This is a genomic window from Thiocystis violascens DSM 198 (assembly GCF_000227745.2).
Lineage (GTDB): Bacteria > Pseudomonadota > Gammaproteobacteria > Chromatiales > Chromatiaceae > Chromatium > Chromatium violascens.
This window is the reverse complement of the sequence record NC_018012.1, coordinates 1,202,525-1,217,681: the sequence shown is the minus strand read 5'-3', so window position 1 is coordinate 1,217,681 and position 15,157 is coordinate 1,202,525. Positions and strand designations below refer to the sequence as shown.

The 15,157-nt window shown below is 62.5% G+C and carries 12 protein-coding genes and 1 pseudogene; 3 read left to right on the top strand and 10 right to left on the bottom strand.

The genetic code is table 11. The annotated features are described in order from the left end of the window. From THIVI_RS05450 to dusB, 10 genes and pseudogenes are all read right to left on the bottom strand, one after another. On the bottom strand, window positions 1–939 hold the full coding sequence (locus THIVI_RS05450) for a hypothetical protein (protein ID WP_014777633.1): 939 nt from the start codon (window positions 937–939) through the stop codon (window positions 1–3). Next, a complete protein-coding gene (locus THIVI_RS05445; RefSeq protein WP_014777632.1) occupies window positions 936–2,639 on the bottom strand; it encodes a VWA domain-containing protein in 1,704 nt (567 codons plus the stop codon). Before THIVI_RS05445 ends, THIVI_RS05450 begins: the two co-directional genes overlap by 4 nt. A 176-nt stretch (window positions 2,640–2,815) precedes the next feature. Beyond that, complete coding sequence (locus THIVI_RS05440; protein ID WP_014777631.1) at window positions 2,816–3,505, bottom strand: sensor histidine kinase; 690 nt, start codon at window positions 3,503–3,505, stop codon at window positions 2,816–2,818. A gap of 14 nt (window positions 3,506–3,519) precedes the next feature. Beyond that, window positions 3,520–5,133 carry a tetratricopeptide repeat-containing response regulator gene (locus THIVI_RS05435; protein ID WP_014777630.1) on the bottom strand — a complete coding sequence of 538 codons (1,614 nt, stop codon included), beginning with the start codon at window positions 5,131–5,133 and terminating at the stop codon, window positions 3,520–3,522. An 82-nt stretch (window positions 5,134–5,215) separates the two neighbouring features. Further along, window positions 5,216–6,517: a phosphoribosylamine--glycine ligase gene (gene purD / locus THIVI_RS05430; RefSeq protein WP_014777629.1), complete on the bottom strand. Its 1,302-nt coding sequence runs from the start codon at window positions 6,515–6,517 to the stop codon at window positions 5,216–5,218. Between the two features lie 299 nt (window positions 6,518–6,816). Next, window positions 6,817–7,930: pseudogene (locus THIVI_RS05425) on the bottom strand (IS5 family transposase). 67 nt (window positions 7,931–7,997) lie between these two features. Continuing rightward, window positions 7,998–8,774, bottom strand: a complete 777-nt coding sequence (gene lpxA, locus THIVI_RS05420; protein ID WP_014777628.1) for an acyl-ACP--UDP-N-acetylglucosamine O-acyltransferase — start codon at window positions 8,772–8,774, stop codon at window positions 7,998–8,000. Window positions 8,775–8,967: 193 nt separating this feature from the next. Beyond that, window positions 8,968–10,527, bottom strand: a complete 1,560-nt coding sequence (gene purH / locus THIVI_RS05415; protein WP_041447328.1) for a bifunctional phosphoribosylaminoimidazolecarboxamide formyltransferase/IMP cyclohydrolase — start codon at window positions 10,525–10,527, stop codon at window positions 8,968–8,970. Between the two features lie 245 nt (window positions 10,528–10,772). Then, the gene (locus THIVI_RS05410) at window positions 10,773–11,078 is read right to left on the bottom strand and encodes a helix-turn-helix domain-containing protein (protein ID WP_014777626.1); all 306 of its coding nucleotides are present in this window, start codon (window positions 11,076–11,078) and stop codon (window positions 10,773–10,775) included. Further along, window positions 11,075–12,145: a tRNA dihydrouridine synthase DusB gene (gene dusB, locus THIVI_RS05405; RefSeq protein WP_014777625.1), complete on the bottom strand. Its 1,071-nt coding sequence runs from the start codon at window positions 12,143–12,145 to the stop codon at window positions 11,075–11,077. Before dusB ends, THIVI_RS05410 begins: the two co-directional genes overlap by 4 nt. A 119-nt stretch (window positions 12,146–12,264) precedes the next feature. Between dusB and THIVI_RS05400 the strand changes: the two genes are divergently transcribed. From THIVI_RS05400 to THIVI_RS23380, 3 genes are all read left to right on the top strand, one after another. Further along, a complete protein-coding gene (locus THIVI_RS05400; RefSeq protein ID WP_014777624.1) occupies window positions 12,265–12,867 on the top strand; it encodes a Uma2 family endonuclease in 603 nt (200 codons plus the stop codon). 180 nt (window positions 12,868–13,047) lie between these two features. Continuing rightward, on the top strand, window positions 13,048–13,731 hold the full coding sequence (locus THIVI_RS05395) for a class I SAM-dependent methyltransferase (protein ID WP_014777623.1): 684 nt from the start codon (window positions 13,048–13,050) through the stop codon (window positions 13,729–13,731). Window positions 13,732–13,996: 265 nt separating this feature from the next. Beyond that, window positions 13,997–15,129 (top strand): IS630 family transposase gene (locus tag THIVI_RS23380; RefSeq protein ID WP_086013611.1). Its coding sequence is split into 2 segments (ribosomal slippage): window positions 13,997–14,432 and window positions 14,432–15,129, totalling 1,134 coding nucleotides; the frame shifts between segments, so codons are not numbered across the junction. Window positions 15,130–15,157: the final 28 nt, after the last annotated feature.

Genomic DNA, 15,157 nt, shown 5'->3' with positions numbered 1-15,157 from the left:
TTACTCTCGACGGGGTTTCGAGGGCGGGGTCTCGAAGAGATCGGCGAGTCCTTCCAACTCTTCGCGCGCGCGCGCTTCCTCGTCGTCGCTCTCGCTCGGGCTTTGATCGGAGAAAAGCCCGGCGAGTCCATCGAGTTCCTGGCGGGCAAGTTCCTCTTCGCTGTCGTCATCGGGGGTATCGTCGCCGAAGAGTTGGGACGATTTCAGCCTGGCCGCTTCTTGTTCCATTGGGTCGAGCGGATTCACCGCGATTTCGAACTCGCTCGGGTCATCGGGCTCTTCCGGCGGGATGTCCGGCTCGCTCCGTTCAGTCATTGATGGAGTTTCCGCGAACAGGGTATCTTCATCAGCGGAATCGGCCCAAGCATCGTCCGAGAATTCGGTTGGCGGAGGCGCCTGAGGCGGTGGCGAGGGTTCCGCTAGCTTGGACGCTCGTGGAGTTCGGCTGAAGGCCGCCGCGTATTCGTTCATCAACTCATCGAGCGTGTGCTTGGTCGTGTCCAGTTCGGCGGAAAGTTGGGCCTTTTCGCTTTCAAGCTGATCGAGGTCGTCGGCAGGCACCATGCCGTGTGGCTTCAGGTTGGCCCAAGGGGTCAGAACCTTGGTCAACTCCTCGGGGATGTCCTTCAGCCGCGCGCCATCGCGTTCGAGATACAGACTCAGCATGACCTTGTAGAAGGCTTGCTCGCGGGCGACATATTCATCGACCTTCGCCGCCAATTCATCGCTCGGCATCCGATAAGACGATTCGAACAGGCTCGTCAAGGCGGCGCGTCGCGACACGTCGGTGGTTTCGATTTGCGCGACAGCCGTATTGGCATGCGCATGATCGGATTCCAGCCGCTGGCGTTGCCGACGCAACAGGAGGAAGAGAATCGCCCATGCGACTAGGGCGAATTCCACGGCCAGGATGAGACTGCCGAGTTCGAGTGCACTCATGCCGTTTTCCCTGCCGCGAGCTTGGTTTGCGCCACGGCGAGTTTTTTCCGTTGCCGGTTCAGTAACCACCAGGTGAGTCCGAGCATCAGGCCGAGCAGGGCATTGCCGACGAGCAGATACACGGAAAGTTCGAGCCATGATAGCGTCGGCGCGTTTGAATCGCGTTCGCTGTCGGCGTTCCCGTCCGGCGCGACGAACTCGAACGCCAATCGCTGGGTTTCCGGCTCGATATCGATGTTTTCGCCGGTCAGGGCGCGCGCCATCAGGCGTCCCTGGATCTGGTATTCACCTGGCCGCTCGATCGGGATCGTCAAAACCTGGGGCAGGGCCGTCGGCTTGGCGATTTCGATCACCGATTCGCGCCCCTCGGGGCCGCGCATGAGCAGGTAGCCGGACAGGCTGCCCGGGTCGATCAGGTCGGGCTCGGCGTTCAGGGTTGCGACAAGTGCCGCGGATGGCGTCTCCTCCGACGGATTCCGCTGGGCATAACTGATGCTCAGCGGTACGCCGGCGATCTTGAGTCGTTTGGTCGCCTGACGTTTGAAGGTGCCGCCATCGAGCGTGACTTGCAGTCGATGGATACCTGGGGCGAGCGTTTTGGTGTCCAGAACGGTCTGAAAGCGACCGCTTTCGGCGTCCAGCTCAAGGGCTAGTTCGGTGGGCTGCGCGGCGCTCTCTCCCTGTTCCGGCGCCTCGCCTTCTTCCCGCGGCCGCGGGGCATTCGCGGCGGGTGTCAGGGTGGCGGTGGCGATGACCAACCCCAGCAGATCCTTCCGCGTGACCGGTTTGCCGTGATCGGTCAGCCAGGTCTCGATGCGCGGACTCTCGCCGTAACGCGGCGCGCTCGGCAGGGGGCTCAGTTCAATTCCAAGATCGGTCGCCACCACGACCCGGTTATCCGGATCCGGCACGCCCTGAAGCTCCCATTGGCCGGGGGTGGGATTGGACAGGGTGACCAGGTCGTAACCGGCCTCGGTGCGCCAGACGACCCCCTCGGGCCGCTGGCTGGCGGAGATGGTCGTGCCATCGGGAGCGATCAGGATCGTCGCGCCACCCTCGCCCGTGAAAGCCAGCAGGGTGAATTCGGAGACCCGCTCATCGATGTCGAAACGATTCCCTTCCAGTGGAACCGTCGTCGGCGCGGCGGCCTGTTCCATCATGTGCAGAAAGATCCGTTGCAGCGCGTCGGCATCGCTGGCGGATTCCAACCAACCGTCTGTCTGGGTGGCCAGGGCGCGCATGAGTTCGGCGTCGACCTCGTCCGACAGGGCGATGCCATGTACCTTGACCTGCAATGCCCGCAGACGTTCGATCTGGGTCGAGAGGATCCGCTCGCGCGACGCCGCGCTCTGGTCGGCCTCCTTGGAGACATCGACCAGGCCATCGGTCAGGAGCACGAGATGTCGCTCCCCGGCCTCGTCCGGTGCGTCCCAGCCGTCGATGGCCGTCGCGATGGCCTGCTCGATATTGGTGAACAGGCCGCGCGAATGGATGCGTTCGAGCCGCGCGCGCGTCTGGGCCTTCCATTTGGCATCGACTTTGCAGGGCGGGGCCAAGATTTCTGTCTTCTCGGCAAAGAGCCAGACACCCGCCTCGACGCCCTCCGGCAACAATTCGGTCACCAGCCGTAGCGCCGGCACGCGCAGGTTCCGCGGGTCGTTCTGCTTCATACTGCCGGAGACATCGATGAGGATGCGCACGTCCGGCGTCCCGGCGAACGCTGTCCCGCACGCAGCCAGCAGGACCAGACAGAGAAAAAGCCGGATGGCTTGGCGTAGCGGGGGAGGGCGAACGGAACGAGACGGCGAACCCGGTGCCCTGTCGCGGCGCGTCAGGCGGTCAGCGCGCGTCGTGGTCGCTCTCGTCGGAGACGGATTCAAGGCAGCCACATCTCGAAGCAGCTACCCTTCAGGGTGTGTCCGTTTTGAAGGCAGATCCTGCCGGTGCGTTCGGCGTTTCGGTGTAATTGAGCGACGCGGGCGGCAAAATACAGGCCCAGACGGGTGCGCGAACGGTCGGTCGCGGGGGCTTCTTCATTGTTGCGCGCCGACTCGTCCTCGTCGGGCAGCCACTGAGGCAACTTGCCTGGAAAACCCGGGCCGTCGTCTTCCACGCGAATCACCAGATAGCCGTCTTGTTCGACCGCGCTGAGCAAAATCTTCCGATGGGTGTAGCGGCGGGCATTGCCGATGGTGCTATCGAGCACGCCGTGAATCAGTTCCGCGTCGAAATAGCCGGTCAGATCGGGATCGCAATCGTAACTCAGGTCGATCCCCAACGCCTGGCAGATGGCCTGACTCTCGGCGATCGTCTCCTGCAGGAAATCATCGAGGTGATATTCGGCGATGCGCGCCACGAGCTGCCGGTTCCCCAGTCGGTAGAGGTTAAGCAGTTGAATCAGATTGCAGTTGGCCCGCTGCGCTTCATGCTGCAACAGGATGGCCTGTCGTGGGTTGGCGAGGCGATTGTCGGGGTTGGTTATTAAATCGTCGAGATCGTTCAGGATCAGACCGAGCGAGTTTTTGATGTCGTGGATGGAGGAAGCAAGGATGTCGGAAAAATCCATGAGATTCGCCAGCGTTAGACCTTAGGGGCGAGCTTGCGCAGACGGGCGATGACGTCGCCGAGTCGCCAGTCGTGAGGATCGAGGACATGCACTCTCCCAATATATTGGCGGACGCATTGGATGTCCTCGCCGGTGGTGCCCATCTTTTCCATCTTGACGATGCTGGCCATGGCCGCATTCAGATTGATGGTTTTATTGGCGGGCATTTCCTCGGCGGCTTCGTGTAAAAGTTCGATAGCGGCATCGAATTCGCCTTGTTTGATCAGCCGCACGCCAGCGTTGTTGGTCTTGACGATCTCTTGCTGAATCTCGCGAATGGCCTGTTCGGCATCGTAATCCTGGCCGGCCTCGCGGCACAGCTGAACGATTTCGGTCAGGAATTCCTCGTCGTCATGATTGTTGGCGATGGACGCTTTCAGGAGCGACGCCAATTTGCCTTGCTCCCCCAATTGCACGTAGGTCTTCGCCATCTCAAGGCCAAGTTTGGAGTGCGGCGAATTGCCGCGTTCGGCCATGATCTGTTCGGCGATTTGCAAGGCCTCCAGGGCGCCTTCCGGATCGCCTTGATGCTGTTTCACGACCGCCGTCGCGGTCGCCTTGTAAAAGGCCGCCTCGGGATGGTCCGGGAAGACCTTGCCGATCTCGCCGATCATCTTCAAGGCCTCGACCGGTTTGTGGTTGGATGCCTTGGCTCTGGCCATGCCGGCAAAGAGGGAGGGATGGTTTAAAACCGAATGTCTGGCCAGGGAGACGGCATGGCCGAAGGCCGCTTCGGCCGCGGCCGGGTGCCCATTGTTCAGCGCCAGGTTACCCAGCAGTTGATAGCGTTTGAGTCCGCGTGGCGAGAGCCTGGTGGCCGCTTGCAGGGTGTTTTCGGCCTCTTCGAACTGTTGCTGGGCGGTCTGGGTCTTGGCCAGCCAGTCATGGGCGTCGATCAGGTCGGGTTCGCTTGCGATCAACTGTGTAAAAATGTCCTGGGCCTGGGCATAACGTTTCTTGCCGTAGAGGGCTTTTCCCAGTCCGAGGCGGGCCCAGGCGATCTCGCGCGTACCCAGGATCTGCTCACAGATCGCCAGAGCCTCGTCGTACCGGCATGCCATGAGGCAGATGTCCGTTTTCAGCTTCAGCAAATCGGCGAGGTTTCTGGGCGAATCCGCGATCAACTCGGACAAACGCGCGATCGCACCGGCATAGTCCTTCGCGATCAGCGCCTTATTCACGCCGGCCAGATAGGCCTTGCGTTCGAAAACTTTGTCGAGACGCTGCTTCAGCAGTTCCTTGGTAAAAGGTTTCGCCAGATAACTGTCGGGCGCGTATTCCGCGGCACCCATGACCATCTCCCGCGTATTCTCTGCCGTAATCATGATGAAGATGCCATCCAACTGGATCAGCTGACGGAGCCGCGCCTCCTCCAGCACCTGTTGGCCGTCCTTTCCGGCCCCCAGGTTGTAGTCGCACATCACCACGTCATAACGGGTCTGATCCATGCGCGCAATGGCATCCTTGCCGTCTCTGGCCTGATCGACATGAGAAATTCCGAGCGAGCGCAGGATACTTCTGATCGCCGCGCGCATATCGGCAAAATCGTCGACGACGAGATACTGCTTATTGAAATAGCCTTCCGCCATCTTAACTGCGTTCCACGCACTCCGTGATCCACCGGACCCGATCCTAACCCTAGCTGTCGTTAACCATCAAGAAACTTTATTTCTAGCGCAATGGCGATGGCGCCGCCAATCGCGCAATGGCGCGGTGTCCGATGTCGCGCCGGCAATAGCAGTCATCCCAATGAATGTGCTCGATCCACCGATAAGCCATGTGTTGCGCCGCCGCGACCGAGGCCCCCAGGGCCGTCACGCAGAGCACGCGCCCGCCGCTCGTGAGAACCCGGTCGCCCTCCAGTCGCGTGCCGGCGTGAAAGACCTTGATCGTGTCGGGCGGCGGCTCGTCCAGGCCGGCGATGGGGTGCCCTGTCGCGTATTGCTCGGGGTAACCGCCCGCCGCCAGCACCACGCCCAGCGCTGGCCGCAGATCCCATATCGCCGTCATCCGCCCGAGTTGGCCCGCAAGCGCGGCAAGACAGAGTTCGACCGGATCTGATCGCAGACGCATCAGCAGCGGCTGGGTCTCGGGATCGCCCAGCCGGCAGTTGAACTCCAGTACCTTCGGGGTTCCGTCCGGTCCGATCATGAGACCGGCATAGAGGAAGCCGCGATAGCGGATTCCCTCGGCGGCCAGTCCGTCGGCGGTCGGTTGCATGACCTCGCGCAGGATACGCGCATGGATCTCGGGGGTGACGATCGGCGCCGGCGAATAGGCGCCCATGCCGCCGGTATTGGGACCGCGGTCCCCGTCGTCGCGCGCCTTGTGGTCCTGGGAGGTCGCCAGCGGCAGGATATCCCGGCCATCGACCATGGCGATGAAACTGGCCTCCTCGCCGGTCAGGAATTCCTCGATCACCACCCGCGCGCCGGCCTCGCCGAAACGGCCGGCATCGAGCATGTCGCGCACCGCGGTTTCGGCGGTGGCCAGATCCTCGGCGAGGATGACGCCCTTGCCCGCCGCCAGTCCGTCGGCCTTGACCACGATCGGCGCGCCGACCTGGCGCAGATAGGCCAGCGCGGGTTCCAGTTCGGTAAAGGCGCCATAGGCCGCCGTGGGGATGGCGTGACGGGCGAGAAAATCCTTGGCGAAGGTCTTCGAGCCTTCGAGTTGAGCTGCCTCCCGGCGCGGACCGAAGCAGGGCAGTCCGGCGGCCTCGAAGGCGTCGACAAGGCCCGCGACCAGCGGCGCCTCGGGGCCGACGATGGTTAGTCCGATCGCTTGCCCGGTGGCGAAATGCAGCAGGGCGGGGATGTCATCGGCGGCGATCGGCACGTTCTCCACGCCGGGTTCGCGGGCGGTTCCGCCGTTGCCGGGGGCGACGAAGACCCGGTCCGTCAGGGGTGACTGCGCGACCTTCCAGGCCAGCGCGTGTTCGCGTCCGCCGTTGCCGACGATCAGAATGTTCATGGGGACAGTGCCGCTCAAGTTGGGAAACCGTTGATGGATACTTTTTAATGTTTCACGCGGAGGCGCGGAGTGCGCGGAGAGTCGGAAGCGGTCTCACGGCTCATGCCGAGCGATTGCCATCGGGAAGCCCCTTGGAGGCCGTCCCCATCATTCATCCTGTCTTTCTCCGCGCACTCCGCGCCTCCGCGTGAGATCGTCATTTAGCAACTGTCCATTTTCGACGTCCCGATGGCGGCCGGACAGTGCCGCTCAAGTCGGGAAACAGTTAGTAGACACTTTCTAAGAGGGTGTAGACAAAATCAAACCGTTGTGGTCAACCGCCGCAGCAGGATGCGCGCCTCCGCCAGCCAAACCCAGGTTTCGGAGACCGCTGGCAGACGGTCATGATGCATGATCAATCGACGGGCACGCTCATTCCACGCATGGGTGCGCTCGACAACCCAGCGCTTCGGCAGCGGAACGAAGCCGTCGGCGTTGGCGATCACCACTCGGTCAGGCGCCCCGTCACGTGCCAGGAGCCAACGCTTTTGTTGGCTGGATGGCGCACGACTTCCACGCGGATCGCGTGGGTCTGCTCGGTGGTTTGGGCAAATTGACCGGGCGTAGGCGCTATCGACAAACAGCGTGTTGATCTGGGGGTACTTGGCGGCCGCGTCAGCGAACGGCGCCCGAGGCGGGCATCGCGGTCCTGAAGATAGCCCGCGACCACGGCTCAACCGCAAACACGACCCCCAAGGTATCGACCACCAGGCTGCGCTTGCGCCCCTTGACCTGCTTGCCCGCATCAAAGCCGCTCGGTCCACCCTGCGGCGAGCCGCGGGTCGATTGCGCATCCAGCACCGCCGCCGTCGGCGCGATCTCACGCCCCTCGCGTTCGCGCCATTGCCCCCGCAGTCGATCATGCATCTGCTCAAACTTCCCAGCCGCACTCCAACGGCGAAACGTCTTGTAGACATTCTGCCAAGGCGCGAAATCGTGCGGCAGCATCCGCCACGCGCACCCCGTGCGCACCACGTAGCAACACGCCTCCAGGATGCTCCGGCGCGACACGCGGGGCGGTTGACCCCGCCCGCCCGGCATCTCAAAGAGAGCGGCGACCAAGTCCCACTCCGCATCGGTCAGACAACTTGGGTAGCTTTGGTCGGGGTCGTGGCGACGATGCGCATCCGTATACCCATACCGACGCGGCGTTGCGCGCGCTTGCGCCTCGAGACCACTCTCGCCCCGGAGGCGCGTGACGCCCGCCTCCCGCAAGGACTTGCGAATCGTTGCTTCATGAGCCTCGATTCCCGTCCGTGCCGCGAGTTCCCGGGCAATCTCTGACAGCGTGGAGGTCGGGCGATCCGTGACAATTTGACGCAATACCGCTTGCTCCGCCTCGTGAATCTTGGGGGGACGACCAGCTTTCGACATCAGCGCACACCAGCTCAGTTGTAGACTGGTATACAAATAGCAGCTCAATTATTTTTGTCTACACCCTCTAAGCGAACGAAATCAGACCGCGCCGGCTGGACTGGATGAATTGCACGATCTGTTCGGTTTCCGGTCCGGGATATTCGTGTTCGGCGCGGACCAGCGCCTCGGCCAGCCGCAGACCGGAGCGAAAGACCAGACGATAGACCTCCTTGATCCGTTTGCGCTGCTCCTGGCTGAAACCGTTGCGTCTGAGCCCAACGACATTGAGTCCAAGCATTCTGGCGCGATGACCGTCGGCCAGGGCGAAAGGCGGAACGTCCTGAGCCACCCCGGTGACGCCGGCGACCATGGCATAGGAGCCGATGCGGCAGAATTGATGCACGGCGACCTGACCGGACAGAAAGACGCGATCGCCGACCTCGACGTGTCCGGCCAGCGTGGCCGTATTGGCGAAGATGTTGCGATCTCCGACGATGCAGTCATGACCCGCGTGCGAAAAGGCCATCCAGTAATTGTCGTCGCCGATGCGCGTCCCGTCCTCGGACTTGATGCCGCAACTGATGTTGACCCCTTCTTTGAAGTGATTGCGGTCGCCGATGACGAGCGGGCGGGCCTTGTCGGGCGTGAAACTGAGATCCTGCGGTTCGGATCCGAGTGTCGTGCCATGACAGACGCGGTTCTCCGCGCCCAGGCGGGTGTTGGCATAGATGCGCACGCAGCTGTCGAGACGGCAACCCTCGCCGATCACAGCCCCGGACTCGACGATCGAATAGGGGCCGACCGTCACGGATTCATGCAGGCGGGCGCCATCCTCGATGATGGCCGTCGGATGGATCCTCATCGAACCGCGCCCTCCGTGACCCGCTGGCCCCGCGCACTGGCGCGGTCTTGCGCCCGCCAATGAAGGTCCGCGCTGGCGCGGTTCAAAAAATGAATTTGATCAATCATTCAAAGCGCGTCAGTGACGACCTGTATTGGTGTGGATGAAGCTGGAATGCATGCGCAAAGCCGCGCATGCCAGACCGGACGCGGTTTCAATGACGGAAATGGCGCATCCCGGTGAAGACCATGGCCATGCCGTGCTCGTTGGCGGCGGCGATGACCTCCTCGTCGCGCATCGATCCGCCAGGCTGGATGACGGCGGTAATGCCCGCCTCGGCGGCCTGGTCGATGCCATCGCGGAAGGGGAAGAAGGCGTCGGAGGCCATCACCGCGCCGGCCACGGCAAGCCCGGCCTGTTCGGCCTTGATGCGGGCGATACGCGCCGAATTGACCCGGCTCATCTGCCCGGCGCCCACGCCGACGGTCATGCGATCGCGTCCATAGACGATGGCGTTGGACTTGACGAACTTGGCCACGCGCCAGGTGAAGAGCAGATCGTCCAGTTCCTGGTCCGTGGGCGCGCGGCTAGAGACGGTCCGCACCGCGTCGGTCAGGCGCAGATCCGCGTCCTGCACCAGCAGTCCGCCATTGACGCGCTTGAAATCCAGTCGATGGAGCGATTCGCTCGACCAGTCGCCGCATTCGAGCAGCCGCACATTTTGTTTGGCCGCGACCGCCGTGCGAGCGTCCTCCGAGATGCGCGGGGCGATGATGACCTCGACGAACTGACGTTCGACGATGGCGCGCGCGGTCGCGCCATCGAGTTCGCCATTGAAGGCGATGATGCCGCCGAACGCGGATTCGGGGTCGGTCTGATAGGCGCGGTTGTACGCCTCCAGCAGGTTCGCCCCGAAGGCCACGCCGCAGGGATTGGCATGCTTGACGATCACGCAGGCGGGCGCCTCGTCGAACTGCTTGACGCACTCCAGCGCGGCATCCGTATCGCCGATGTTGTTGTAGGAGAGTTCCTTGCCCTGGATCTGCCGGGCGGTGGCGATCCCCGCTTCGATCACCTCGTGCTCGACATAGAAGGCCGCCTGCTGATGCGGATTCTCGCCATAGCGCATCGACTGCTGGCGCTTGAATTGCAGGCTCAGGGTGCGCGGGAAAGTGGCGTCCGCGTCGGTCGCGGTCCGCTTGCCAAGATAGTTGGCGATGGCGCCATCGTAGCGGGCGGTGTGCTCGAAGACCTTGACCGCCAGATCGAAGCGGGTCGCGTCGCTCACCCCGCCGGTCTCCGCGATCTCGGCTAGCACCCGCGCATAATCGGCGGCGTCCACCACCACGGTCACGCCGGCATGATTCTTCGCGGCGGCGCGCAACAGGGTCGGACCGCCGATGTCGATGTTCTCGATGGCGGTCGCCAGATCGCAGTCCGGATTCGCGACCGTCCGCTCGAAGGGATAGAGGTTGACCACGACCAGATCGATCGGCTTGATCTCGTTCTCGCGCATCACCTGCTCGTCGATACCGCGCCGCCCCAGAATCCCGCCATGGATGCGCGGATGCAGCGTCTTCACGCGCCCGTCCATCATCTCCGGAAAACCCGTGTAGTCCGAGACCTCGGTGACGGAGATCGCCTGCTCGGTCAGCAGTCGCGAGGTTCCTCCGGTGGAGAGGATTTCAACGCCGCGAGCGGCCAGCGCCCGGGCAAAGTCGACCAGGCCGGTCTTGTCGGAAACGCTGATCAGGGCGCGATGAATGGGTTGCATGTGGGAGGTCCGGGTTTGGGGGTTGCTTTTAAGGTGATTTACGGGAAAGACTTTACCGATTTTCCGTTCGTCCTGAGTCCTGAGCGGAGCCGAAGGGTCGAAGATGACCGGAAAATCGCGCTCCGAGGCCGACATTGCATCCGTTCATGGTTCGACCAGCTCACCACGAACGGATGCAATGTCACCACGAAAGTGGGTATGAACTTTTCCGGAAATCGCCTAAGTGGTCGGTTGTCAGGTGCCATTCAGCGTTCGATGCCGTAATCGCTGAGTCGCTTGCGCAGGGTACTGCGCGTCATGCCGAGCATTCTGGAGGCGTGGCTGAGGTTGCCGTCGGCGTGGTTCAGGACGGTCTCGAAGAGCGGCCGTTCGACCTCTTCCATGACCAGACCATAAAGTCCGGTGATCTCGTGATCCGCCATGTTGTCGAGGTAAAACCGCAGGGCGCTCCGAACGCACAGGCTCAGGGGATCCGTGCGATCCGTCTCCACCACGCGCAGCCCCGCCGACTGCGGTGGTTCCGATGCGTGTTGCGCAGCCGCTGTCTTCATGCTGCTTGGTTCTCCGTGTCGGGGCATTGGTCGAAAAACGCGAGCACCCTGGACAACTGGTCCGTCGGCGTCTCCGTTCGATTGATGTCTTCTCTAAAGCTCGCCGCGCCGGGCAGGTGCCGGCAATACCAGGCGATATGCTTGCGCGCGATGCGGACCCCGTGGGGGCCATAAAACAGGTACAGCTCTTCGAGGTGCGCGCTCAGGATATCCTTGATCCAATCGTTTGGAGGGATCCCGGATGGCGCATGGATCCCGTCACTTGCGGGCTCGTCGGGCGCGAGGCCCGCGGCCAGGCCGGCGGCGATGTCGCGGAAAATCCAGGGGCGTCCCTGGGCCGCGCGTCCAATCATAATAGCATCGGCACCCGTGGAGTCCAGAATTCGTCTTGCCTGTGCGGCGGTGGCGATGTCGCCATTGGCGATCAGCGGCATCGCGACCGACTCCCGAATCGCGCGCAGCGTGTCGTATTCGGCGGGGACGCCATAGTGACAGGCGCGGGTGCGGCCATGCACCGTGAGGGCGGCGATCCCGGCCTCCTGGGCGATGCGGGCGATCTGGAGCGCGTTGCGGTGCTCGGGCGACCAGCCGGTGCGGATCTTGAGCGTCACCGGCGCGTCGACGGCGGCGACCACGGCATCCAGAATCCGTCCCACCAGGAGTTCATCGCGCAGCAGGGCGGAGCCGGCGGCGACCTTGCAGACCTTTTTCGCCGGACAGCCCATGTTGATATCGATGATGTGCGCGCCCAGTCCCACGTTGACCTTCGCGGCCTCGGCCATCTCGGCGGGGTTGGAACCGACGATCTGCGCCGCGATCGGCCCTTGTTCGCCGCGATAATCGAGTCGACGGAGCGATTTGCGGCTACCCCAGAGCGCGGTGTTGGCGGCGACCATCTCGGCGACCGCCAGCCCCGCGCCAAGTCGCCGGCAGAGGGTGCGAAAGGGGCGGTCGGTGATCCCTGCCATGGGCGCCAGAATCAGATTGTTGGCGAACTGGTAGGGGCCGATGGCGAAAGGGCGTCGCGGGGGGCGAGGATTTTGCGACAAGGATGATCGATCGTTCATACTCTTCAAGAATAGACCGCGTCAGCGAAGGCGGTCGGCAAGGCTACCAGGTCAGCCGATCCCGCGACAACGGCGTATCCCTGAACGTGGCTGTCATCCGAAACCATGGAGTCGTCAAGATGTCTCAAACCGCTTCTCAATCCGCAATCATGGCGAGTCATTTCACCTATGGCGATTACTGCCAATGGCCCGACGATCAGCGCTGGGAACTCATCGACGGCGTTGCCTTCGCCATGGCGCCCGCGCCCACGCGACTGCATCAGGATTTCGTGGTCGAATTCGCCGCGCAGATCCATCCGCAACTGGCCAGTTCGGATTGCCGCGTCTATGTCGCCCCCTTCGACGTGCGCCTGCCCAAGGGCGAGGAGGCCGACGCGCGCGTCGACACCGTCGTGCAACCCGATGTCGCCGTCATCTGCGACCCGTCCAAGCTCGACGACAAAGGCTGTCGCGGCGCGCCGGACTGGGTCGTCGAAATCCTCTCGCCCTCCAGCGCTGTCCACGATCAGATCCGCAAGCGTGCCCTCTACGAACATCATGGCGTGCGCGAATACTGGCTGCTGCATCCGATCGACCGCGTGTTGACCATCTACCGGCTCGGCGAGCAGGGCGCCTTCGGCAAGCCGGACGTGGTGGAACTGGAAGGCACGACCGCCGTGTCCGCCATCGCCGGGCTGGAAATCCAATGGCCCGAGATCCCGTCGTCTGAAAGTGCAATTTGAACCGCTGTCTGGCGGACTCGGACCTGCGACACCACTGCCATTCAGTTAAGCCGTTCATGGTTCGACCCTTCGACGGGCTCAGGACTCACCACGAACGGCTTAACTGAATGGCAGTGACCTGCGACACTTCATCGCCTTCAAATCAGACTCGGCACAGCAGAATCGACATAGGATTCAACGATGGACACGACCGCAATCAAAAACGGCTTCGATCGCTCGGCCAACACCTACGATCAGGCCCGGCGACAACTGGTCCCCGGCTTCGATGACTTTTATGGGGCGGCCGTCGCCTGTCTTCGCTTCCAGCCTCGGGATGCGTTTCGCGTGCTGGATCTGGGGGCGGGCACTGGGCTGCTGTCCTGGCTCATTTCGGAGCGCTTCACGCAGGCACGGTTCACGCTTCTGGATCTCTCCGAGGCGATGCTCGCCCAGGCTCAGGCGCGGTTTGCGTCGGCGCCCGAACGGTTTACGTTCGTGGCGGCGGATTATTCCGAGTCGCTCGCCGGACAGTATGACGTGGTGGTGTCCGCGCTCTCCATTCACCATCTGACCGATGCCTGCAAACAAACCTTATTTCAGCGCGTTTATACCCTGCTCCCCACTGGCGGCATGTTCATGAACGCGGATCAAATACTTGGCGCCACGCCCGACATCGAGAAAAGTTATCGCGACACCTGGATGGAACAGGTCCGTCGGGCGGGCATTTCCGAGGTCGATTTAACGGCGGCCCTGGAACGGATGCGGGAAGACCAGTCGGCGACGCTCGACGCTCAATTGGCGTGGCTGCGGGAGGCGGGTTTCGGCGAGGTCAAGTGTTGGTACCAAGAGGGCCGTTTCGCCGTCTTCTCGGGGCTGAAACGCTGATTCGCTCGGCCTCGCTTTTCTCCTGATAGAACGCGCTCTGGAGGTGGCGAGAATTTCAGGCGATTTCCGGAAATGAGTCTCCCAACTCAGAATGGTTGCAAGTTTTGTAGGGGCGAATTCATTCGCCCAGACATCCGCGACATCCCCTCTATCTGCGCACCCAACGTGGCGAATGAATTCGCCCCTACTACCTCTTTCCGCTTAATCTTGCGCAGATATGATCGTAGGAGTATTTCTTAAGGCTGGTTATCAAGAGAGACTCCCTATGGTCAAGTATGTTGTGCGGCTCACCGAGGAGGAGCGAACGGCACTGACGGAGGTGATCGGCAAAGGCAAGGCAGCGGCCCGAAAGATCAAACATGCGAACGTCCTGCTCAAGCTCGATGCCGGTGGGCCCGGTTGGAGCGATGCGCAAGCCGCAGACGCCTTCGACTGCAGCGCGCGCACGGTCTTCAGCATCCGACAACGCTTTGTCGAGGCCGGCTTGGAGGCGGCGCTGGAGCGCAAGAAGCGCGAGCACCCGCCGCGTGAACGACTTCTGGACGGGGACGGCGAGGCACAACTGGTGCGCCTCGCCTGCTCCGCACCGCCTGAAGGACAGGCACGCTGGACCCTCACGCTCTTGGCCGAAAGCCTCGTCGAGTTGCAGGTCGTGGAGACGATCTCGCCGCAAACCGTCATGCGTACGCTCAAAAAAACGTTCTGAAACCGCACCTGCGCACGTGCTGGGTGATTCCGCCCGAGCACAATGCCGAGTTCGTGGCCTGCATGGAAGACGTTCTGGAGGTCTATCGCCGTCCCGATGATCCGCAGCGCCCGGTGATCTGCCTCGACGAGCAGCCGACACAGCTGATCGGCGAAACCCGCACGCCGATTCCGCTGCAACCCGGCCAAGCACAACGCTACGACTACGAATACGAACGCATCGGCACCGCCAACAACTTCATGATCGTCGAGCCACTGGCTGGCTGGCGCAAGGTCAGCGTCCGCGCCACCAAGACCGCGCTTGATCTCGCCAATGAGCTCAAGGAGCTGCTGGACGTCGATTACCCTAAGGCTGAAAAGGTCGTTCTGGTTTGGGACAATCTCAACACCCATGCGCCGGCGTCGCTGTACAAAGCCTTTCCGCCGCAGGAGGCGCGTCGACTCTTGGACCGCCTGGAGATCCACTACACCCCCAAACACGGCAGCTGGCTCGACATCGCCGAGATCGAGCTCAGCGTCTTCACCAAGCAGTGTCTCGATCGGCGCATCGACAACATCGACACCCTGCGCAGCGAGGCCAAGGCTTGGGAGGATCGCCGCAATGCTTCCGGGGCTGTTGTCGACTGGCAGTTCACGACCGACAATGCACGCATCAAGCTCAAACGCCTATATCCGCAACTTAAGGAGGAATGAGGTACTACAGTGGTACGTCCTTTTCCGG